This is a genomic window from Streptomyces sp. NPDC059255 (assembly GCF_042752355.1).
Taxonomy (GTDB): Bacteria; Actinomycetota; Actinomycetes; order Streptomycetales; family Streptomycetaceae; genus Streptomyces.
Genome location: NZ_JBHYZP010000024.1, coordinates 14,333 through 35,791 on the forward strand (window position 1 = coordinate 14,333; position 21,459 = coordinate 35,791).

18 protein-coding genes are annotated in these 21,459 nt (G+C 71.1%); 13 read left to right on the forward strand and 5 right to left on the reverse strand.

Annotated elements, in window-relative coordinates; all coding sequences use genetic code 11:
- Positions 1 to 111: 111 nt before the first annotated feature.
- Both ACFXKG_RS25170 and ACFXKG_RS25175 read right to left on the reverse strand, forming a co-directional pair.
- The gene (locus ACFXKG_RS25170) at positions 112 to 837 is read right to left on the reverse strand and encodes a class I SAM-dependent methyltransferase (protein WP_384843262.1); all 726 of its coding nucleotides are present in this window, start codon (positions 835 to 837) and stop codon (positions 112 to 114) included.
- Positions 838 to 905: 68 nt separating this feature from the next.
- Entirely contained in the window at positions 906 to 1,499 is a 594-nt protein-coding gene (locus ACFXKG_RS25175; RefSeq protein WP_365806733.1) for a DUF3043 domain-containing protein, read from the reverse strand.
- 283 nt (positions 1,500 to 1,782) lie between these two features.
- On the opposite strand from ACFXKG_RS25175, the gene ACFXKG_RS25180 reads away from it, so the two are divergent.
- From ACFXKG_RS25180 to ACFXKG_RS25230, 11 genes are all read left to right on the forward strand, one after another.
- Complete coding sequence (locus tag ACFXKG_RS25180; protein ID WP_384843266.1) at positions 1,783 to 2,559, forward strand: PspA/IM30 family protein; 777 nt, start codon at positions 1,783 to 1,785, stop codon at positions 2,557 to 2,559.
- A 9-nt stretch (positions 2,560 to 2,568) separates the two neighbouring features.
- Positions 2,569 to 2,853: a hypothetical protein gene (locus ACFXKG_RS25185; RefSeq protein WP_384843269.1), complete on the forward strand. Its 285-nt coding sequence runs from the start codon at positions 2,569 to 2,571 to the stop codon at positions 2,851 to 2,853.
- A gap of 140 nt (positions 2,854 to 2,993) precedes the next feature.
- Complete coding sequence (locus ACFXKG_RS25190) at positions 2,994 to 3,242, forward strand: SCO4226 family nickel-binding protein (protein ID WP_384843272.1); 249 nt, start codon at positions 2,994 to 2,996, stop codon at positions 3,240 to 3,242.
- Between the two features lie 108 nt (positions 3,243 to 3,350).
- A complete protein-coding gene (locus ACFXKG_RS25195) occupies positions 3,351 to 4,595 on the forward strand; it encodes a sensor histidine kinase (protein ID WP_384843275.1) in 1,245 nt (414 codons plus the stop codon).
- Positions 4,592 to 5,278, forward strand: a complete 687-nt coding sequence (locus ACFXKG_RS25200; RefSeq protein WP_384843278.1) for a response regulator — start codon at positions 4,592 to 4,594, stop codon at positions 5,276 to 5,278. The genes ACFXKG_RS25195 and ACFXKG_RS25200 overlap by 4 nt, the downstream gene beginning before the upstream one ends.
- 218 nt (positions 5,279 to 5,496) lie before the next feature.
- The gene (locus ACFXKG_RS25205; protein ID WP_384843281.1) at positions 5,497 to 8,691 is read left to right on the forward strand and encodes an efflux RND transporter permease subunit; all 3,195 of its coding nucleotides are present in this window, start codon (positions 5,497 to 5,499) and stop codon (positions 8,689 to 8,691) included.
- Between the two features lie 239 nt (positions 8,692 to 8,930).
- A complete protein-coding gene (locus ACFXKG_RS25210; RefSeq protein ID WP_384843284.1) occupies positions 8,931 to 10,649 on the forward strand; it encodes an alpha/beta hydrolase in 1,719 nt (572 codons plus the stop codon).
- Positions 10,650 to 10,787: 138 nt separating this feature from the next.
- Positions 10,788 to 11,513, forward strand: coding sequence for a GntR family transcriptional regulator (locus tag ACFXKG_RS25215; protein ID WP_384843287.1), 726 nt, complete (start codon positions 10,788 to 10,790; stop codon positions 11,511 to 11,513).
- Between the two features lie 218 nt (positions 11,514 to 11,731).
- The gene (locus ACFXKG_RS25220; protein WP_384843289.1) at positions 11,732 to 13,147 is read left to right on the forward strand and encodes a cation:dicarboxylate symporter family transporter; all 1,416 of its coding nucleotides are present in this window, start codon (positions 11,732 to 11,734) and stop codon (positions 13,145 to 13,147) included.
- An 8-nt stretch (positions 13,148 to 13,155) separates the two neighbouring features.
- Positions 13,156 to 14,502 carry an adenylosuccinate lyase family protein gene (locus ACFXKG_RS25225; protein WP_384843292.1) on the forward strand — a complete coding sequence of 449 codons (1,347 nt, stop codon included), beginning with the start codon at positions 13,156 to 13,158 and terminating at the stop codon, positions 14,500 to 14,502.
- A 145-nt stretch (positions 14,503 to 14,647) separates the two neighbouring features.
- The gene (locus ACFXKG_RS25230) at positions 14,648 to 15,148 is read left to right on the forward strand and encodes a hypothetical protein (RefSeq protein WP_384843295.1); all 501 of its coding nucleotides are present in this window, start codon (positions 14,648 to 14,650) and stop codon (positions 15,146 to 15,148) included.
- On the opposite strand, the gene ACFXKG_RS25235 is transcribed toward ACFXKG_RS25230, so the two are convergent.
- A complete protein-coding gene (locus ACFXKG_RS25235) occupies positions 15,145 to 16,317 on the reverse strand; it encodes a Bcr/CflA family efflux MFS transporter (protein WP_384843299.1) in 1,173 nt (390 codons plus the stop codon). The genes ACFXKG_RS25230 and ACFXKG_RS25235 overlap by 4 nt on opposite strands.
- Positions 16,318 to 16,571: 254 nt before the next feature.
- Positions 16,572 to 17,783 carry a quinolinate synthase NadA gene (gene nadA / locus ACFXKG_RS25240; protein WP_384843302.1) on the reverse strand — a complete coding sequence of 404 codons (1,212 nt, stop codon included), beginning with the start codon at positions 17,781 to 17,783 and terminating at the stop codon, positions 16,572 to 16,574.
- Between the two features lie 253 nt (positions 17,784 to 18,036).
- On the opposite strand from nadA, the gene ACFXKG_RS25245 reads away from it, so the two are divergent.
- Positions 18,037 to 18,393 (forward strand): iron-sulfur cluster assembly accessory protein, encoded by a 357-nt coding sequence (locus ACFXKG_RS25245; RefSeq protein ID WP_329826308.1) that lies wholly within the window; start codon positions 18,037 to 18,039, stop codon positions 18,391 to 18,393.
- 193 nt (positions 18,394 to 18,586) lie between these two features.
- Here the strand turns inward: ACFXKG_RS25245 and ACFXKG_RS25250 are convergent, their stop codons facing one another.
- Complete coding sequence (locus ACFXKG_RS25250; RefSeq protein WP_384843305.1) at positions 18,587 to 20,164, reverse strand: hypothetical protein; 1,578 nt, start codon at positions 20,162 to 20,164, stop codon at positions 18,587 to 18,589.
- A 256-nt stretch (positions 20,165 to 20,420) separates the two neighbouring features.
- Here ACFXKG_RS25250 and ACFXKG_RS25255 point away from each other — a divergent pair, with 256 nt between their 5' ends.
- Entirely contained in the window at positions 20,421 to 21,395 is a 975-nt protein-coding gene (locus ACFXKG_RS25255) for a carbohydrate kinase family protein (RefSeq protein ID WP_384843308.1), read from the forward strand.
- Positions 21,396 to 21,459: the final 64 nt, after the last annotated feature.

The following is a 21,459-nucleotide window of genomic DNA, read 5'->3' on the forward strand; positions in this document are numbered from 1 at the left end:
GCGGAGAGTGCCTCCGTTCATCGGTCCTGGAAGCCCGGTCCTGGAAGCCTGGTCCCGGGAGCCCGTGTCCTGGGGACCCGGGCCCGTTGCGCTGCCGGGCCCCGTCTCCGTTCAGCCGCGTACCCCGCACAGGTGCAGCAGCGCAGCCACCCCGCGGTACGGGTCGGTGCGCCCCGCCCGGTCCTCCGCGGCCAGCAGCCGCTCCAGGTCGTCGCCGGAGGGCGGCAGCGCGTCGTCGGCCGCCCCGTCCGTGAAGACCCGCACGCCGTACCAGACGTGCAGCGGGGCGGCGATCCCCGCCAGCGTCGCCGTCAGCGCCGCCAGCCGGTCCGCCCGAACCCGCAGGCCCAGCCGGTTCGTGTACGTGTCCGTGTCGAAGGCGTCGAGCGCCCCCGCCCAGTCCCCGGCCACGCCCGGTCGCAGGGCCAGGCCGTCCCCGTTCCGTACCAGCAGCGACAGCAGGCCGCCCGGCGCCAGCATCCTGGCCAGCCCCGCGAGCAGCGCGTCCGGCTCGTTCACGTACATCAGCACGCCGTGGCAGAGCACGACGTCGAAGCTGCCGGGCAGGAAGTGCACCCCGGTCTCCAGGCCGTCGCCCTCGATCAGTCTGACCCGCTCACGTATCCCCGCCGGCTCCGTGGCCAGCGCCTCGCGCGCCGTGGCCAGCATCCCGGCGTCCGACTCCAGTCCGGTCACGGAGTGCCCGCCGCGCGCCAGCCGCAGGGCCTGCGTGCCCTGGCCCATGCCGACATCGAGCACCCGCAGCCGCTGACCGACCGGGAAACGCCCGGCTATCTGCTCGTCGAGCTGGCGCGCGACCAGCTCCTGACGGACCACGTTCCGCAGCCCACCGAGCCCGGCGAGCCAGCTCGCCGAGCCGCCGGCGAAGCCGGAGACCTCAGCGCTCAGGGCCGCTCTCCGCGCTTGACCTGCGGCTTGGGCAGCCGCAGCCGGCGCATCTGGAGCGTACGCATCAGGCCGTAGGCCACGGCGCCGCGCTTGGGGGTGTCGGGGAAGCGCTCGGCGAGCTGCTTCTTCAGACGCAGCCAGATGCCGATCGAGTCGACGACGATCATCACGATCACACCGAGCCACAGCAGCAGCGCGATGTTCTGGAGCGAGCCGACCCGGACCATGCTCAGCACGAGGATCACCACCGCGAGCGGCAGGAAGAACTCGGCGACGCAGAAGCGCGAGTCGACGTAGTCGCGGACGAAGCGGCGCACGGGCCCCTTGTCACGGACGGGCAGATAGCGCTCGTCACCGTTGGCCAGTGCCTCGCGCTGCCGGGCCAGATCCACGCGGCGCGCCTCGCGCTGCTGCTTCATGGCCGACTTGCGGTCGGTCGGCGGAGTGACGGCACGCCGACGCTGCGACTGTGCCTCACTGCGCTTGGGGGTCGGGCGGCCCTTGGGGGCCTGCGGGTCGCGGGGCGTGGAGAGGTCCGCCGTCACCTTGGTGGCGGTGGCCTTCTCTTCCTTCGAGCGGCTTCGGAACACAAAGCCCAAGGGTACGGGGTGTCGCGGTTGGACCCCACCCCGCCGGGGAACGATCCCGCAACGGCGTGCGTCTGTACTGGGACAGACGGGACTTTGTGCCGCGTCCCCTGATGGTCATCTACTCCTTGCGCCTGATGGCGGGGCGGAGCAGTCGTCCTTGGGGAGGAGCGCATCCGTGCTGGAACAGTGCGGTAATAGAGGCAGGGCCCGTACTGTGGGTTCTGTTGGAGTGCTGGAGCTGTAGTCCGTCAGAAGGGGGCGCGCGAAGCCCATGAGCGGTGTCATGAAGCGTATGGGGATGATCTTCCGCGCGAAAGCCAACAAGGCCCTTGACCGGGCCGAGGATCCGCGCGAGACCCTTGACTACTCGTATCAGAAGCAGCTCGAACTGCTGCAGAAGGTGCGTCGCGGCGTCGCCGACGTGGCGACGTCCCGCAAGCGCCTGGAACTGCAGCTCAACCAGTTGCAGGGCCAGTCGAGCAAGCTGGAGGACCAGGGGCGCAAGGCGCTGGCGCTCGGCCGGGAGGACCTGGCGCGCGAGGCGCTGTCCCGCCGTGCCTCGCTCCAGCAGCAGGTCAGCGACCTGGAGACGCAACACCAGACCCTCCAGGGCGAGGAGGAGAAGCTGACCCTCGCCGCGCAGCGCCTCCAGGCCAAGGTCGACGCCTTCCGTACGAAGAAGGAGACGATCAAGGCCACCTACACCGCCGCCCAGGCGCAGACCCGGATCGGTGAGGCGTTCTCCGGCATCTCCGAGGAGATGGGCGACGTCGGCATGGCGATCCAGCGCGCCGAGGACAAGACCGCCCAGCTCCAGGCGCGCGCGGGCGCCATCGACGAGCTGCTGGCCTCCGGTGCCCTGGACGACCACTCCGGGCTCGCGAAGGACGACATCGCGACGGAGCTGGACCGCATCTCCGGCGGTTCGGACGTGGAGCTGGAGCTGCAGCGCATGAAGGCCGAGCTGGCCGGCGGCTCGACCCAGAAGCAGGCGATCGAGGGCGGCGCGACCGACCCCCAGGACGCCACCCCGAGCCAGCACAAATTCGACAAGCAGTAGGGATTCGTCATGATCGTACGGATCATGGGGGAGGGCCAGGTGAAGCTGGCGGACAGCCACTTCGCCGAGCTCGACAAGCTGGACGACGAACTGCTGGCCGAGGTCAGGAGCAGCGACGAGGTCGGCTTCCGCCGCACCTTCCACGCGCTCCTGGCCAAGGTGCGCGAACTGGGCGAGCCGCTTCCCGCCGACGCCCTGGAACCGTCCGAACTGATCCTGCCGTCCCCGGACGCCACGCTGGAGGAGGTCCGGGCCCTCCTGAACGACGACGGCCTGATTCCCGCTTCTTCCTAGGGCTCGGTTCCCCCTGGGGCCAGGTTCCCCGTGGTGAAGGGGGGCCACCGTCGTCCCGGGCCGTGCTGCGGCGGGGCGCTCCCCGGCGCACCATGGAAGGCGGGGGCGAGGGGGCCCAGTCAGTTGGAGGTACGAGTCCGATGGCCACGTTCATGGACATCCACCACGGTATGCGCGACATCACGAGTGACCAGCTCCGGCAGGCCCACGACGCCGACCGCGCGATCGAGGGCCAGGAGAACGTCACCTTCCAGCACGCCTGGGCCGATCCGGCCTCCGGCGATGTCTTCTGCCTCTCCGAGGCGCCCTCGGCCGAGGCGGTGCAGCGCGTCCACGAGCGCGCCGGGCACCGGGCGGACGAGATCCACCCCATACCGTTCTCCGTCTGAGACACCGTTCTCCGGCCGAGACGTTCTCCGGCCGAGACGTTCTCCGGCCGAGACCGCTCCGCCCCGGGCCGCACCGGGGGTCCTGAGCGCACCGTACCGTTGGGTGGCGTGACCTCCCTCGGAAGCGCGTTCGGGCGCACGCGGCGCTGGGCCCGCGCCCATCCTCTCGCCGCCGACGGCGTGCTCGCCGCGGGCGCCCTCGTCTGCATGGTCGTCGGTTCGTTCGCCGAACCGCACCGCGGCCCCGGCGGGCCCTCCTTCGGGACCCGCACCCCCACCACGCTCGGCCTCGTGCTCGTGGTGCTCGCCGCCGCCGTGCTGGTCTTCCGGCGCCGCGCGCCCATGCAGGTCCTGCTCTGCGCCGGCGCGCTGACCCTGGTCGGGCTGATCACGACGGAGAAGCCCGCGCCGGTCTTCGTCTCCGCCGTTCTGGCGCTCTACACCGTCGCCGCCCGTACCGATCGCCCCACCACCTGGCGCGTCGGCTTCGTCACCATGAGCGCGCTCGCGGCGGTGGCGATGGGGATCGGCCCCGGGCCCTGGTACTCGCAGGAGAACTTCGGGATTCTCGCCTGGACCGGGTTGGCGGGCGCCGCGGGGGACGCCGTACGCAGCCGCCGCGCCTTCGTCGACGCCATCCGGGAACGCGCCGAGCGCGCCGAGCGCACCCGCGAGGAGGAGGCGCGCCGCCGGGTCGCCGAGGAGCGGCTGCGGATCGCCCGCGACCTGCACGACGTCGTCGCCCACCACATCGCCCTGGTCAACGTGCAGGCGGGGGTCGCCTCCCACGTCATGGACAAACGGCCCGACCAGGCCAAGGAAGCCCTCGCCCACGTACGGGCGGCCAGCCGCTCCGCGCTCGACGAACTGCGCACCACCGTCGGCCTGCTCAGACAGTCCGGCGACCCGGCCGCCCCGACCGAACCGGCCCCGGGCCTCGCCCAGCTCGACGGGCTGCTCGACACGTTCCGGCACGCGGGCCTGCCCGTGGAGTTCGCGACGAACAGCGCGGCGTACCCCGGGAACGAGCTGCCCGCCGCCGTCGATCTCGCCGCGTACCGGATCATCCAGGAGGCGCTGACCAATGTGCGCAAGCACGCGGGCGGGGGAGCGAAGGCCGAGGTCAGCGTCGTACGGGTGGGACCCACCGTGGAGATCACCGTCCTGGACAACGGCACCGGCGACACCGACGCCGAGGCCGGCATCGCCGGCACCGGCGGCCACGGCCTCATCGGCATGCGCGAGCGCGTCACCGCCCTCGGCGGCACCCTCACCGCGGGACCCCGCTACGGCGGCGGCTTCCGCACCCAGGCGATACTGCCGGTGATGAACCGGACCGGGGAGAACGCGTGACGATCAGGGTGCTGCTCGCCGACGACCAGGCGCTGCTGCGCAGTGCGTTCCGCGTACTGGTCGACTCCGAGCCCGACATGGAGGTCGTCGGCGAGGCCGCCGACGGCGCGCAGGCCGTCGCCCTCGCCCGCGCCACCCGCGCCGACGTGGTCCTGATGGACATCCGGATGCCCGGTACGGACGGCCTCGCCGCCACCCGTACGATCAGCGCCGACCCGGAGCTAGCCGGGGTGCACATCGTCATGCTGACCACCTTCGAGGTCGACGAGTACGTGGTGCAGTCGCTGCGCGCCGGGGCCTCCGGGTTCCTCGGCAAGGGCGCCGAGCCCGAGGAACTCCTCAACGCCATCCGGATCGCCGCCGCGGGCGACGCGCTGCTGTCGCCCGCCGCCACGAAGGGGCTGATCGCCACCTTCCTCGCGCAGGGCGACGGACAGCCCGAGGCGCAGGACCCGGCCCGGCACCACGAGCGGCTCGCGGCCCTCACGGTGCGCGAGCGCGAAGTGCTCGTCCTCGTCGCGGGCGGCCACTCCAACGACGAGATCGCGGAACGCCTTCAGGTCAGTCCGCTGACTGTCAAGACCCATGTGAACCGTGCGATGGCAAAACTTGGCGCCCGGGACAGGGCGCAACTCGTGGTAATCGCCTACGAATCGGGCCTCGTACGTCCAAGGGTGGAGTAGGAAACCGCGTTCGACTACTCCAGGCGCGGTATGCGGAGCATAAGGAAAAGAGACCTGGGGGCGACGGATTCGGCTCCCGAATGGTTGATCGTATGAGGAGAGGTCGTCGCCGTTCTCCGCCGGCCGCGTCATGCACTTCCGGCGGAGGTGCCATGCCGTGCCTCCACGGCCGGGCCGTACCGCCCGCCTGCCGCGTACACCACAAGAAGAGAGACCCCATGTCCTGGCTGGCAAAATTCAGCCTCGCGCAAAGGGCCCTGATAGGGCTGATGTCTATCATCGCGCTGCTCTTCGGAGCGATCGCGATACCGCAGCTCAAGCAGCAACTGCTGCCCTCCATCGAACTCCCGATGGTCTCGGTGCTCGCCCCCTACCAGGGCGCCTCCCCCGATGTGGTCGAGAAGCAGGTCGTCGAACCGCTCGAGAACTCCATCAAGACCGTCGACGGCATCGAGACCGTCACCTCCACCGCCAGCGAGGGCAACGCCGTCATCATGGCGAGCTTCGACTTCGGTGACAGCGGTACGAAGCAGCTCGTCGCCGACGTCCAGCAGGCCGTGAACCGCGCCAGGGCACAGCTCCCGGCCACCGTGGACCCGCAGGTCATCGCCGGCTCGACGGACGACATCCCGACCGTCGTCCTCGCGGTCACCTCCGACAAGGACCAGCAGGCCCTTGCCGACCAGCTCGACCGCTCGGTGGTCCCCGCGCTCCAGGGCATCGACGGCGTCGGCCAGGTCACCATCGACGGCGTCAGGGACCTCCAGGTCTCCGTCACGCCCGACGACAAGAAGCTCGCCGCGGCCGGCCTCAACGCCATGTCGCTCTCCGAGGCCCTCAAGGCGGGCGGCGCGGCCCTCCCCGCGGGCTCCTTCACCGAGGACGGCAAGAGCCGTACGGTGCAGGTCGGCGGCGGCTACACCTCCCTCAAGCAGATCGAGGACCTGCGGATCTCGCCCGCGGCCGGCGGGGCCCCCGGAGCCGGTGACGGCGGGGCGCCGTCCGGCGCCGTGCGTCTCGGTGACATCGCCACCGTCGAGCAGACCGAGTCCGCCGCGACCTCCCTGACCCGCACCAACGGCAAGCCCAGCCTCGCCGTCGCCGTCACGATGGACAAGGACGGCAGCGCCGTCGCCATCTCGGACGCGGTCAAGGAGAAGCTGTCCGACCTGCGCAAGGACCTCGGCTCCGGCGCCGACCTCACCGTCGTCACCGACCAGGGCCCCGCGGTCTCCAAGTCCATCTCGGGCCTGACCACCGAGGGCGCGCTCGGCCTGCTCTTCGCGGTCCTCGTGATCCTGGTCTTCCTGGCCTCGCTGCGCTCCACCATCGTCACCGCGGTCTCCATCCCGCTCTCCATCGTCCTCGCGCTGATCGTGCTGTGGACGCGTGACCTGTCGCTCAACATGCTCACCCTCGGCGCGCTGACCATCGCGATCGGCCGCGTCGTCGACGACTCGATCGTCGTCCTGGAGAACATCAAGCGCCACCTCGGCTACGGCGAGGAGCGCGAGAAGGCGATCCTCACCGCGGTCCGCGAGGTCGCGGGCGCGGTCACCGCCTCCACCCTCACCACCGTCGCGGTCTTCCTGCCGATCGGTCTCGTGGGCGGCATGGTCGGCGAGCTGTTCGGCTCGTTCTCGCTCACCGTGACGGCGGCCCTGATCGGCTCGCTGATCGTCTCGCTCACCGTGGTCCCGGTGCTCTCGTACTGGTTCCTCAGGCCGCCGAAGGAGATCGTCGGGGTCGACCCCGACGAGGCACGCCGTGTGGCGGAGGAGAAGGAGACCAACAGCAGGCTCCAGCGGCTGTACGTCCCGGTCCTCCGTTTCGCCACCCGGCGCCGGATCGCGAGCCTGGCCATCGCGGTCGTCGTCCTGCTCGCCACGTTCGGCATGGCACCGCTGCTCAAGACCAACTTCTTCGACCAGGGTGAGCAGGAGATCCTCACCGTCAAGCAGGAGCTGGAGCCCGGCACCAGCCTGGAGTCGGCGGACGCCGCCGCGAAGAAGGTCGAGAAGGTCCTCGCCGACACGGACGAGATCAAGGAGTACCAGGTCACCGTCGGCTCGTCCGGCTTCATGGCGGCCTTCGGCGGCGGTACGGGCGCCAACCAGGCGTCGTACCAGGTGACCCTGAAGGACGCGGCGCAGGCCGAGCGGACCACGGAGCACCTGGAGAAGGAGCTCGCCAAGCTCGACGGCATCGGCAGCACCACGATCGGCGCGGGCGACGGGTTCGGCAACCAGAACCTGAGCGTCGTGGTCAAGGCGTCCGAGGCGGACACCCTCGACAAGGCTGCGGAGCAGGTACGGGACGCGGTCGCCGGTCTCGACAACGTGACCGACGTCGAGAGCGACCTGGCGCAGAGCATCCCCCGTATCTCCGTCAAGGCCAACTCCAAGGCCGCCGACGCCGGTTTCAACGACACCACGCTCGGCATGGCGGTCGGCCAGGCCGTCCGCGGAACCTCGGCCGGCACGGCGATGCTGGACGACAGCGAGCGCGATGTCGTCGTCACCTCCGACAAGCCCGCCACGACCATCGCCGAGCTGAAGAACCTGCCGCTCGGCCCGGTGAAGCTCGGTCAGATCGCGACCGTCGAACTGGTCCCGGGGCCGGTCTCGATGACCCGCATCGATGGCGCGCGCGCCGCGACCATCACCGCCAGGCCGGTCGGCGACAACACGGGCGCGGTCAGCACCGAGCTCCAGTCGAAGATCGACTCCCTGAAGCTGCCCGAGGGCGCCACCGTCTCCATCGGCGGTGTCTCCGCGGACCAGTCGGACGCGTTCGTCCAGCTCGGCCTGGCCATGCTCGCGGCCATCGCGATCGTGTTCATGCTCCTGGTCGCGACCTTCCGCTCGCTGGTCCAGCCGCTGATCCTGCTGGTCTCCGTGCCGTTCGCGGCGACCGGCGCGATCGGGCTGCTGGTGGTGACCGGTACGCCGCTGGGCATCCCGGCGATGATCGGCATGCTGATGCTGATCGGCATCGTGGTGACCAACGCGATCGTCCTGATCGACCTGATCAACCAGTACCGCGCCCAGGGCCTGGGTGTCGTGGAAGCGGTCGTCGAGGGTGGCCGCCACCGGCTCCGCCCGATCCTGATGACGGCACTGGCCACGATCTTCGCGCTGGTCCCGATGGCTCTCGGCGTCACGGGTGAGGGCGGCTTCATCGGCCAGCCCCTCGCCGTGGTGGTGATCGGCGGCCTGCTGTCGTCGACACTGCTGACGCTGCTGCTGGTGCCGACGCTCTACGCGATGGTGGAGCTCCGCAAGGAGCGCCGCGCGAAGAAGAAGGCGGCGAAGAGGTCCACGGACGAGAACCCGCCCGCGCGGACCGGGACGGACCCGGACCCGGACGCGGGCTCGGGCTCGGCACCGACCCCGGAGCCGGCGAACGCCTGACACACCGTCCGGTGTGAAGTGCCCCGGAGCGGCCGCGCAGAGCGGCCCGCTCCGGGGCACTGTGCTGAGCGGGCCGGGTCTCCTGCGTGGGGTACGTCCCCTACAACTCGGGTATCACGTAAGGCTGTTGTGTCAGCCCCAGGGCGGAGGGCAGGTGCAGCCCGGCGGGGGATCCGCGGGTGGGGCCGGTTCCTGAAAGATCATTCCTGTCCGAACATGCGACCGGAAGGATCGATATCGTGCGCAGACGACGTCTCGCGCCCCTGTTGGCCGTGGGTGTCACGGCAACGCTGGCACCCGTGCTCGCCGCCCCGACGGCCACCGCCACGCCATCCGCCACCGCGGCTCCGGCCGCCGCCTCGTCGGCCGCTTCTTCGTCGACTGCCTCCTCCCCGTCTGCCTCCTCGTCCGCCGCCAAGGGCGCGCTGGACCCGTACGTGCGGCAGAAGCCGCAGTGGAAGCGGTGCCAAGCCGATGTCGAGGCGGAGGTCGAGTGCGCCACGATCGAGGTCCCGCTCGACTACCGGGTCCCCGGGGGCAAGCGGATCGACCTGGCCATATCCCGGATCAGGAGCACCGCGCCCGACAAGCGGCGGGGGGTCCTGCTCTCCAACCCCGGCGGCCCCGGCGGCGAGGGGCTCTACATGCCGATGGGGATGCGGGACCGGCTCCCCGAGTCGGCGCGGCAGAAGTACGACCTCATCGGCTTCGACCCGCGCGGTGTGGGGCGGAGCAGCCCGGTCTCCTGCGACCTGGAGCCGGAGGAGGAGGATCCGCTGCGGCCGTACAAGGAGGAGACGTTCGACAAGGACGTCGCCTGGGCACGTGGCGTCGCGGACAAGTGCCGGGAGAAGGCGGGCGACACGCTCGCGCACATCACCACGCGCAACACCGCGCGTGACATGGATCTGCTGCGGGCGATCCTCGGCGAGAAGAAGATCTCGTACGTGGGCTACTCGTACGGCACCTACCTGGGCGCCGTCTACACCCAGCTCTTCCCGGGCCGGGCCGACCGGTTCGTGCTGGACAGCGCGGTCGATCCGGCGCGCGCCTGGCGGGGGATGATCCAGTGGTGGGCGGAGGGTGCCGAGCCCGCGTTCGACCGGTGGACCGAGTGGGCCGCCGCGCGTGCGGAGACGTACGGCCTCGGTGACACCCCGAAGGAGGTCGAGCGGACCCTCTGGGACCTGGTCGCGCAGGCCGACGAGAAGCCCATCATGGTGGACGGGCAGCCGACCACCGGTGACGACATCCGCAGCGGCATGCGCGGGGCGGTCTTCACCCCTGTGTACGCCACCGAGGGGGTCGTGGAGCTGAAGAAGGCCGCGGCCGGCGAGCCCGCCTCGGCGAAGAAGCTCGCGCCGTTCGCCGCATCCGAGCGCACCGGCACGGCAGGCGCCGCCGGGACCGGGGCCGCCGGGACCGCCCCCCGTGCCGCCGAGGCGCCGTCCGACAACATGACGGCGAGCTTCTGGGCCGTGGTGTGCGGCGACAACTCGGCCGCGTGGTCCCGCGATCCGGAGAGCTACCGGCGCGACGCCATCGAGGACAAGGCCCGTTACCCGCTCTTCGGTGATTTCGCCTCCAGCATCAAGCCCTGTGCGTTCTGGGACAGGTCCGTGGAGCCGGCGACCGACGTGAACAACACGGTCCCCTCCCTGGTCGTCCAGAACGAGTGGGACTCGCAGACCCCGCTGCCCAGCGGTCAGGCGCTGCACGCCGACCTGAAGAGCTCGAAGATGGTCACCGTCCTCGGCGGCGAGGGTCACGGTGTCTATCCGAACGGCAACGCGTGCACGGACGACACGGTCACCGGGTACCTGCTCACCGGCAAGCTCCCGGCGAAGGACGTGACCTGCCAGGCGACGGCCGAGTCGAACGCGGAGGCGCGGAAGAACCGGAAGCGGGGCGAACTCCCCGGCTCCCCGCTCCCGCAGCGGGCCCCGGACCGCTTCTGACCTGACGCGTGGAATCCTGACGCGTGGAAGACAGGGCGGGACCTCCTGGCGGGGTCCCGCCCTCTCGTGCGCCGACCCTGCCGGGGCGGGCACTAGACTCCGACCCTGTTGTCCGGTTGATCTCCCTGGGGGCCAGTCGTGGGTGAGCCACGGTATGCGGTCATCGCGAGCGACCTCATGTCCAGGCTCGCGGACGGACAGTGGGCCGTCGGCTCCCTCCTCCCGACCGAACCCGAACTGGCCGCCTCGTACAAGGTGTCGCGGGAGACCCTGCGCCGGGCCCTGCGGCAGCTGGAGGCGGGCGGGCTCATCTCGCGCCATCCGGGGACGGGGACCCGGGTGGAACGGACCCTGCCGGTGGCGGCGTTCACCACCCACCTCGGCAGCCTCCAGGAACTCACCCAGTACGGCACCTCGGCCGTCAGGAGCATCCTGTCCGTCGACCACGTGGTGGTGGACGAGGCGCTCGCCGCGGTGACCGGACTGGCCCCGGAGACCCGCAGCGTCCGCATCACGTCCGTACGCCGCGACCCGGACCACGCCGATCAGGTGGTCTCCTGGGCCAGGGTCTATCTGGAGCCGTCCGACGCCCACGCCATCGCCGGTCCCCTCGAAGACAGCCCGCGGCTGATCTCGGACCTGGTCGAGACGCACGCGGGGCGAGCGGTGGACCGCGTGGTGCAGCGGGTACGGGCGGTCGGTGTCCCGGCGGAGGCGGCCGCCCGTCTCGGGGTCGCGACGGGCAGCCCGGGACTGGAGTTCGTACGCCGCTACTACGACGCCCGAGGACGGCTCTTCGAGGTCAGCGTCAGCGTTCACGCCCAGGGCACCTTCGTCTACGAGACGACGCTCCAGCGCAGTTGAGCCCGGGGGCAGGGGCCTGGGGCCGAGGCCTGCCCTCAGCCCCAGGCCCCCCGGCACGCCCTGGTGGGGACCGTACTCCCGTGCTTCCTCGTACTCCTGCGCGCCGACCCATCCCGTCGTGACTTCCATCGCGACTTCCGACGCGACCCCTTGACAGCGATATTTCCATGAGGTTCCTTGTCTAGACACAACTCATGTCTAGACAAGGATGTGCCCGCATGAGGCCCCAGGAGCAACTGCTGTCCGCGGATCCGCCACCCCCACGCAAGAACCGCTGGTACCGGGGGATCGGGGCCCAGATCGCCGTCGCCATGGCACTCGGCGTCGCGGTCGGTTTTCTCTTCCCCGGCTTCGCCGTCGACCTGAAGATCGTCGGAGATCTCTTCCTCGCGCTGGTCAAGGCGGGCGTGGCACCGCTGGTCTTCTTCACCGTGGTCATGGGCATCGCCTCCGCGGGCGACCTCAAGAAGGCGAGCCGCATCGGCTTCCTGGCCCTCGTGTACTTCGAGGTCGTCTCGACACTCGCCCTCGTCATCGGCCTGGTGGCCGCGAACCTCCTGGGTGTCGGCAAGGGGCTCGGCTCCCTCTCCGCGGACACGGGCGCCGCGCCTCCGGCCGGGGAGGGCGAGCACGGCTTCACCGCCTTCCTGAAGGGCATCGTCCCCGACAACTTCGTCGGAGCGTTCTCCTCCGGGCAGTTGCTCCAGGTCGTGGTCCTGGCCGTGCTCTTCGGCATCGGACTGCTCGCCCTCGCCCCGCATCTCCAGACCCAGGTCAACAAGGGGCTGGAGGTGATCTCCGAGACGTTCTTCGCCTTCGTCAACGTCGTCATGAAGCTCGCGCCGATCGGGGCGTTCGGCGCCATCGCCTACTCCGTGGGCGCGAACGGCAGCGGCATGCTCCTCGCTCTGGCCGAACTCGTCCTGGAGTACTGGGCGGTCGTGGCCCTCTTCATCGGCGGCGTCCTCGGCCTGGTCTGCCTGCTGGCGGGGTTCAACATCTGGCGCATCCTCCAGTACGTCCGCGTCGAGATGACCCTGGTCCTCGGCACCGCCTCCTCCGAGGCGGCGCTGCCCGGCCTGCTCAAGAAGCTCACCAGGATCGGCTGCTCCAAGCAGACCGTCGGACTGGTCGTGCCGACCGGCTACGCCTTCAACCTCGACGGCACCTCCCTGTACATGGCCATCTGCACCATGTTCGTCGCCAACGCCTACGGCATCGACATGAGCATCCCCGAGCAGCTCGGGCTCCTGCTCATCATGCTGCTCACCTCGAAGGGGGCGGCCACCGTCTCCGGCGGCACCTTCGTCGTCTTCGCCTCGACCGTCGCGGCGACCGGCTACCTGCCGGTGGAGGGCGTCGCCGTCCTCTTCGGCGTCTACCGCCTGATGTCCATGGCCACCGCCTTCTGCAACACCTTCGGCAATGTCGTCGCCACCTTCGCCATCGCCAAGTGGTCCAAGGAGATGGACGTCGACAAGGTCAACCGGGCGCTCGCCGACCCGAAGGCGTTCCTCGCCCTGCCGGAGACCGACGACACCCGCGCGGAACCCGGCACCACCCGCACGGAACCCGGCACCACTCCCACGGAATCCGGTACCACCACCCCCGAACCCGCCATCGCGCAGAAGTGAGATCCTCCGTGAGCACGACCGTCTTCGACTCCTTCCTCTTCCGCGACATGTTCGGAACCCCCGCCATGCGGGAGGTGTTCAGCGACAGCGCGTACGTCCGTCGCCTCATCGACACCGAGACCGCGCTGGCCCGCGCCCAGGCCAAGGTCGGGATCATCCCCGCCGAGGCCGCCGAGGACATCACGCGCAAGGCCGACTTCGACAGCCTCGACCTGGAGCGGCTGCGCGCGGAGACCGAGATCGTCGGCTATCCGGTGCTGCCCCTCGTCAAGCAGATCGCGGACCAGTGCGGGGACGCCGGCCACTACCTTCACTGGGGCGCGACCACCCAGGACATCATGGACAACGCGGTCATGCTCCAGTGCAAGCAGGGCGTCGCGCTCCTGGGGGCCCAGCTCGACCGGGTCAGGGACGCCCTGCGCCGGCTCGCGGAGGAACACGCGGACACCGTCACCGCGGGCCGCACCCACCTCCAGCACGCCCTGCCGGTGACGTTCGGCTACCGCTGCGCCGTGTGGCTGTCCGCCCTCGACCGCCACGCCGAGCGCCTGGAGCAGGCCCGGGCCCGCGCGCTGATGGTCCAGTTCGGGGGCGCCGCCGGCACACTCGCCTCACTGGGCGACGGCCCCGAAGGGCTCCTGGCCCGTGCCGCGCTCGCGGAGGAACTGGGGCTGGCGGACCCCGCCATCACCTGGCACGTGACCCGCGACGGCCTGGTGGAGCTGGTCTCCCTCTTCGCGTCCGTCGGCGGCTCGCTGGGCAAGATCGCCTGGGACGTGATGATGATGTGCTCCTCGGAGTACGGCGAACTCGCGGAGCCCTTCGTCCCCGGACGCGGCGCCAGCTCCACCATGCCGCAGAAGCGCAACCCCATCTCCAGCGAGCTGATGTTCGCGGCCGCCAAGCTGCTGCGCGACAAGTCCTCGACCATGCTCGACGCGACCATGCAGGACTTCGAACGGGCCACCGGCCCCTGGCACCTGGAGTGGGCGACCGTACCCGAGGCGTTCCTGCTGCTGTCCAGCTCGCTCCACCAGGCGGAGTTCATGCTCTCCGGACTGGAGGTCAGGACCGACAGGATGCGCAGCAACACCCTCCTGACCGGCGGCCTCATCGTCGCCGAAGCCGTGATGATGGACGTCGCCCCCGTCCTCGGCCGCAACCAGGCGCACGAGGTCGTCTACGAGGCCTGCCGCGCCGCCATCGAGACCGGCACCACGCTGGAGGCGGAACTGCTCACCCACGACGACCTCGTACGCCACCTCGGCGCCGCCCGCATCAAGGAGCTCTGCGACCCGGCCCGTTACCTCGGCAGCGCCCGTGCCATGACCCGCGCCGTGGTCGGCCGCCGGTAGCCGATCCGCTCCGCGCGGGGGCGCCGCGACGTGCGGTACGGTCGAAGAAATACCGATAACGCCGCCAACGCCGCCAACGCCGACAACACCGCACCCGGTCCGGGCAGTTCCGGCGGAGCTGACGGAGCCTCACCCAGGAGGGGCCATGCCCGACGACGCGTACGAGAACCCGGGCGAGGCGAGCCCGGCCGACGTCGCCCGCGCCCGCTACGCCCTGTACGTGGAGTCACTCAGGGCCCGGATGCCCGGTGAGCAGTTCGAGCTGCTCATGGAGGTCATCCGGCTGTGGGCCGAGGCCGGAGGCGGCACGGTACGGCTGAAGATGGACGGCCCGGAGCGGGAGTTGTTCACCCAGGAGCTCCAGCAGGAGTTCCTGACCCTCATGGGTCTGATCGGCGCGATGCAACCGGGCCACGAGGACCGCGCGGACCATGTCGTCGCCCATCTCGGCGACGGCGAGCACACCAAGGGCGCCATGTCGCTGGTCCCCCCTGAGGTGGCCGCCGATCCGGCGAAGCTGCGGGCCATGCGGGAGAAGCTCGAAGCCCAGCAGAAGCGGCGCCGCAGCGATGAACAGACGGTCGAGGGCATCGCCCGCGCGAGTGGAATGTCCACGGCTTCGTCCGACGGCGACGACGCCGCCTAGGACGCCCGCCCGGCGGTCCGCGCCGCCAGGACCGCCACCCCGCCGCACAGCGCCATCCCCGCGAACACCGGTACCGCCGATCCCGCCCCGCCCAGCCCCGCCAGCGGAGCCACCGCCGCGCCCACCGCGCTCTGCACCGTGCCCAGCAGGGCCGACCCCGTGCCCGCCGCGTCCGGGACGCGCGCGACCGCCAGCGACGCGGCGTTGGCGAGCACCAGCCCGAGACCGGCGCAGAACACCGTCACGAGCGGTACGTACACGCCGAACGTCAGCACCCCCGCCCCGGCCGCCGCGAGCAGCGCCACCGCCGCCCCCCACAGGGCGTACAGCCCGAGACCGAGCAGCCGTTTCACCGAGACCCGGCCCACCAGCCGCGCCGCCGCCGCGCCGGAGAGTGCCAGGACCACCGCGCCGCCGGAGAAGACCACCGACGAGGCGCCGACGCCCAGCCCCAGCACGTTCTGGAGCAGGAACGGCGACCCCGCGACGTAGCAGAACAGCGCCCCGAAGGCGAAGGAGAAAGCCAGCGCGTAACCGGTGTACGCACGGTCGCCCGCCACCGTCCGCACCGTACGGAGCAACGCCCCGAGCCCGCCCGCCCGGCGCCGCTCCGGCGGCAGGGTCTCCGGTACGGCGACGGCCACGGCGGCCACCGTCAGCAGCGCCACCGCCGCCAGCGCCCAGAACACCCCGCGCCAGCCGGCCACGCCGATCACCGCACCGCCCGCGAGCGGGGCGACCACCGGCGCGATGCCCGCCAGCGTCATCAGCACACCCAGCAGCCGCGCCGCCGCCGCGCCCGACGCTATGTCCGCGACCACGGCGCGCCCGACGACGACCCCCGCCGCCCCGCTGAACCCGGCGGCCAGACGCAGCGCGATCAGGGTGCCGAGCCCGGGGGAGAGGGCGCAGAGCGCGGTGGCCACGGCGCAGACCGCCGCCCCCGCGAGCAGGGGGACGCGCCGCCCGTGACGGTCGGAGAGCGGGCCGAGCACGAGATGGCCGAGCGTCATGCCGGCCAGGAACGCGGTGAGGGTGAGCTGCACACCGGAGGCGTCCGTACGCAGCTCGGCGGCCATCCGTGGAAAGGCGGGCAGATACATGTCGGTGGAGAGCGGACCGACGAAACAGAGCAGGACGAGTGCGGCGGTGAGCCGGTGACGGGGCACGGTGCGACGACCTCTGATGTCCGGAACGGAAAAGGGGAGAAGTGATCCGGGACGAACAGGGGGATTGATGGAGACGACCGGCTGCCACGGCGGAGCGGGCGGGATGACCCCGGGCTCGGAACACCTGGCCGGTGAGACCGTCACTCTAGAGCCAACGGCGGTGACTTGTCCCGCCGAGGGACGGTGACGCCGACGCCCCACGCTCCGCTGCGGCGCCGCAGCGGAGCGTGGGGCGTCGGTGGACGCAGGGATGCCTACGGCAGCGCCAGCATCCGCTCCAGCGCGAGCTGTGCGAAGTCCGCCGTCTCCTGGTCGACCTGGATGCGGTTGACCTCGTTGCCCTCGGCCAGCGACTCCAGCGTCCAGACCAGGTGCGGCAGGTCGATCCGGTTCATGGTGGAGCAGAAGCAGACCGTGCGGTCGAGGAAGACAATTTCCTTGCCCTCCGGGGCGAAACGATTCGCCAGGCGCTGTACGAGGTTCAGCTCCGTACCGATCGCCCACTTCGAGCCCGCCGGGGCCGCCTCCAGTGCCTGGATGATGTACTCCGTCGAGCCGACGTAGTCCGCCGCCGCCACGACCTCGTGCTTGCACTCGGGGTGCACCAGCACGTTCACGCCCGGGATCCGCTCCCGTACGTCACGCACGGAGTCCAGCGAGAACCGGCCGTGCACCGAGCAGTGGCCGCGCCACAGGATCATTTTCGCGTCCCGCAGTTCCTGCGGCGTGAGCCCGCCGTTCGGCTTGTGCGGGTTGTAGAGGACGCAGTCGTCGAGCGACATCCCCAGATCACGCACGGCCGTGTTCCGCCCCAGGTGCTGGTCGGGAAGGAAGAGCACCTGCTCGCCCTGCTCGAAGGCCCACTTCAGGGCGCGCTCGGCGTTCGAGGAGGTGCAGATCGTGCCGCCGTGCCTGCCGGTGAACGCCTTGATGTCGGCCGAGGAGTTCATGTACGAGACGGGCACGACCCGCTCGGCTATGCCGGCGTCCGTCAGCACGTCCCAGCACTCCGCGACCTGTTCCGCCGTCGCCATGTCCGCCATGGAGCAGCCCGCCGCGAGGTCCGGCAGGACGACCTTCTGGTCGTCGGCCGTCAGGATGTCGGCGGACTCGGCCATGAAGTGCACACCGCAGAAGACGATGTACTCGGCGGCCGGCCGGGCCGCCGCGTCCTTGGCGAGCTTGAAGGAGTCGCCGGTGACATCGGCGAACTGGATGACCTCGTCGCGCTGGTAGTGGTGGCCGAGGATGAACACCTTCTCCCCGAGCTTCTCCTTCGCCGCACGGGCGCGCGCCACCAGGTCCGGATCGGACGGGGAGGGCAGATCGCCGGGGCACTCCACGCCGCGCTCGCTGCGCGGGTCGGCCTCCCGGCCGAGCAGCAGCAGAGCGAGGGGCGTCGGCTGGACGCCGAGATCCTGGACGGCGAGATCCTGAACGGGCTGGGCCGTGGTCACGTCACGCACCCTCTCTTCTCAGCGGATTCTTCTCAGGGGATACTGCTCGGGAGCATCCCCTTTTCGTCTTATTGACGCTATCTATCATAGCCGCTTCACGTCACGTTGACGATGGCCATAGCGTCGATGTGACGCATTCCGGCGCGGCGCCCGGTGTGCGAGCATGAAGGCGGGAAAGACACGCGCCGGTGCCCGGAATGAATCCGTGGCCGAGCAGGTTGCACTGTCGGCAAGCAGTCCGTACAACCCGGGAGAGAAGCAGATGTCCGTATCGGACGAGACCACCACCGTGAGCGACGGCATCCTCCTGTCCGACGCCGCCGCGGGCAAGGTCAAGGCACTGCTGGACCAGGAAGGCCGGGACGACCTCGCACTGCGCGTCGCCGTTCAGCCCGGCGGCTGCTCCGGCCTCCGCTACCAGCTGTTCTTCGACGAGCGCTCGCTCGACGGCGATGTCGTCAAGGACTTCGACGGCGTCAAGGTCGTCACCGACCGGATGAGCGCCCCGTATCTGGGCGGTGCCTCGATCGACTTCGTCGACACGATCGAGAAGCAGGGCTTCACCATCGACAACCCGAACGCGACGGGCTCCTGCGCCTGCGGTGACTCCTTCAGCTAGGAGTCACCCGGCTGAGAGTTACCGCCGGCAAGCGGTACGTGAAAGGCGGCGGCGCTCCCGTGAAGGGAGCGCCGCCGCCTTTCGGGCGCTGTGGGCGCTGTGCGGGGCGCAGCCGAGCGGGCGCGGTCAGTGGCGCGCTCCACCGGACGCTCCGTGGCGCGTCACCCGCGCCAGTGCCGCGCCGCCGACGCGGTCAGTGGCGCGCGATCTTCTCGCCCGTCTTCGCGTCCACCACCAGCCGGTCGCCCAGCGGCTTGTCCAGCGTCACCTCGACCGACTGCTCCTTGGCCATCGCGACGCAGACCCGCTCCGGATCGGGGTCGGTCACGATCACCTTCACCTTCACCGCCGTGCCGCTCTCGTCGGCCGTCGCCCCGTACGTGTCGCACACACCGCCCGTGAAGTGCAGCGTCAGGGTCCGCCCCGCCGTCTCGTACGACGTGGCGTGCTGCGTCGGGACCGTGCCGGGGCCGTCCGCCCCGGGGTCGCCGGGCAGCTCCTTGTGCGGAGGTACGGGCTCCGGCGCCGCCTTCTTCAGGAACTTCGGCGCCACCGCCGGGTGTGTGACCGTGTACGGCAGGGCGCCGTCCGCCGACGCCACCTCGAACAGCCAGGAGGGCACGAGCGCCCCGCGCCCGTCCACCGAGCGCGCCGCGAGTCCGAAGACCGCCCGGGTGATCTCCGCGGTCTCCGGGTCCGCCGCCGCGCCGCTCTTCGGCGCGCACGGCAGCGCGGGCGGCACGTCCGCCCCCGTACGCGCCGTGCCGCCGTCCAGCGGCACCGGTGTCGCGCAGCCGCCGATCCGGCCGGCACCGGAGCCCGGACCGGCGCCGTCCGCCGCCCGGTTCAGCTCCTTCAGCGCCTCCTCCGCGCCGATCACCGGATACGCGTCACCCCGCTCCGGGGTCGTGAGCTGCCCGTACCCACCGGTCACCCGGCCGTCGGGGCTCACCTGGATCGCCGTCGACCAGCCGTACGTGGGCAGCCCGCCGACCACCGGGTCCGCGGTGACCACCCGGACCGCGCCCATGAGCCCGCTCGCGTCGATGTCCGCGTCGTCCTGGCCCAGCGCCTTCAGCATCGGTGCGGCCGCCCTCTTCGCCGCCGCCTCGCCGACCGCTCCCTCCTCGCTGCCGGGCGCGAAGGAACCGCCGCCTCCGCCCGGGCACTTCGTGCCCTTGAGGCAGTTGTCCCCGCCCGGTACGGCGCCGAACTCCGCGAACGTCCACGCCCCCGGCGCCTGCTTGGCGACGCGCAGGAGCGGGCCCGAGCCGTCCTTGTCCGTACCGACCTTCCAGGACGTCCCGTCCGACCGGGGCGCGCCCGTCATCCCGAACGCCTTCGCCAGCCGGGCCACATCGGCCGCGGGGACCGCCCCGCTCGTACGGTAGACGCGTGCGGTGTCCGGCCCCGCGGGCAGCTTGCCCGCCGCGCGGTAGACGACTCCGCTCGGATCCGGCTCACCGGGCGCGACGGCGGGCGGCGGGGACCCCGCCGAACCGCCGGAGTCGGCGCCCGCTCCCGCTCCCGCCGCGGGGGCGTCGAGCGCGAGGAGCGGCGGGTTCCCGTCACCCGTGCCGCCCGCGCCGTCCGCGCTGTCGCCCGTTCCGCCGCCGGAGCTGCCGAAGGCGCTCGTGGCGAAATACGCGCCACCGCCCCCGGCGATCAGGACCGCCGCGGCCACCGCGGCGACGGTGAACGGTGAACGCCGGCCGCGCGGGCGGTCAGCGCTGTCGGCTGTGCTCTCGTCGGGCCGCTCCGTGCTGGTCACCGCTGCGCTCCTTCGACTGCGTGTTCGTTCCCCTGGCACCGGTGGGACGGAAGAGAGCGGCGCGTGGTTCCCCGGTGGGGCCGTACGGGGCAGGAGTTACGCCGTCCGGGTGGCGATCGCCGCTTTCGGACATTCCGTCGCTCCCAGGCGCGGGCAACGGCGACGGAACAGCGGCGGGGCAGCGGCTTAGGGAAGAGCGCCGGCAACCGGTAGCGTGAACCGTCCACCGTTCTCCCTCATCAGGAGCGTTCACGCCGTGCGAATCGCAGTCACCGGCTCCATCGCCACCGACCATCTGATGACCTTCTCCGGCCGTTTCGCGGACCAGTTCGTCGCGGACCAGCTCCACACGGTCTCCCTCTCCTTCCTGGTCGACAACCTAGAGGTGCGCAGGGGCGGTGTCGGCGCGAACATCGCTTTCGGCATGGGTCAGCTCGGCACCCGCCCCATCCTGGTCGGCGCGGCCGGCCAGGACTTCGACGAGTACCGCGCCTGGCTCGACCGGCACGGCGTCGACACCACCTCCGTACGGATCTCCGAGGTCCTGCACACCGCGCGCTTCGTCTGCACGACGGACGCCGACCACAACCAGATCGGCTCCTTCTACGCGGGCGCCATGAGCGAGGCCCGCCAGATCGAGCTGAAGAAGGTCGCCGACCGCGTCGGCGGCCTCGACCTCGTCGTGATCGGCGCCGACGACCCGGAGGGCATGCTCCGGCACACCGAGGAGTGCCGTACGCGCTCCATCCCGTTCGGCGCGGACTTCTCGCAGCAGATCGCCCGCATGGAGGGCGACGAGATCCGCACCCTCCTCGACGGCGCCACGTACCTCTTCTCCAACGAGTACGAGAAGGGGCTCATCGAGGCCAAGACGGGCCTGACCGACGCCGAGATCCTCTCCCGCGTCGGCCACCGCGTCACCACCCTCGGCAAGAACGGCGTCCGGATCGACCGCGTCGGCGAGGAGCCGATCCTGGTCGGCTGCCCGGAGGAGGAGGCGAAGGCCGACCCCACCGGCGTCGGCGACGCGTTCCGGGCCGGGTTCCTCTCCGGTCTCGCCTGGGGCGTCAGCCTGGAGCGCGCGGCGCAGATCGGCTGCATGCTCGCGACCCTGGTCATCGAGACGGTCGGCACCCAGGAGTACACCCTGGCCAGGACCCGCTTCATGGAGCGCTTCACCAAGGCGTACGGCCACGACGCGGCGGCCGAGGTCCAGGCCCACCTCGTCTGAGACCCACCACCCGGTCCGAGACCGCCCGTCCCGCGCCCGTCCCGTCGGCTACCGGCACCCGGGT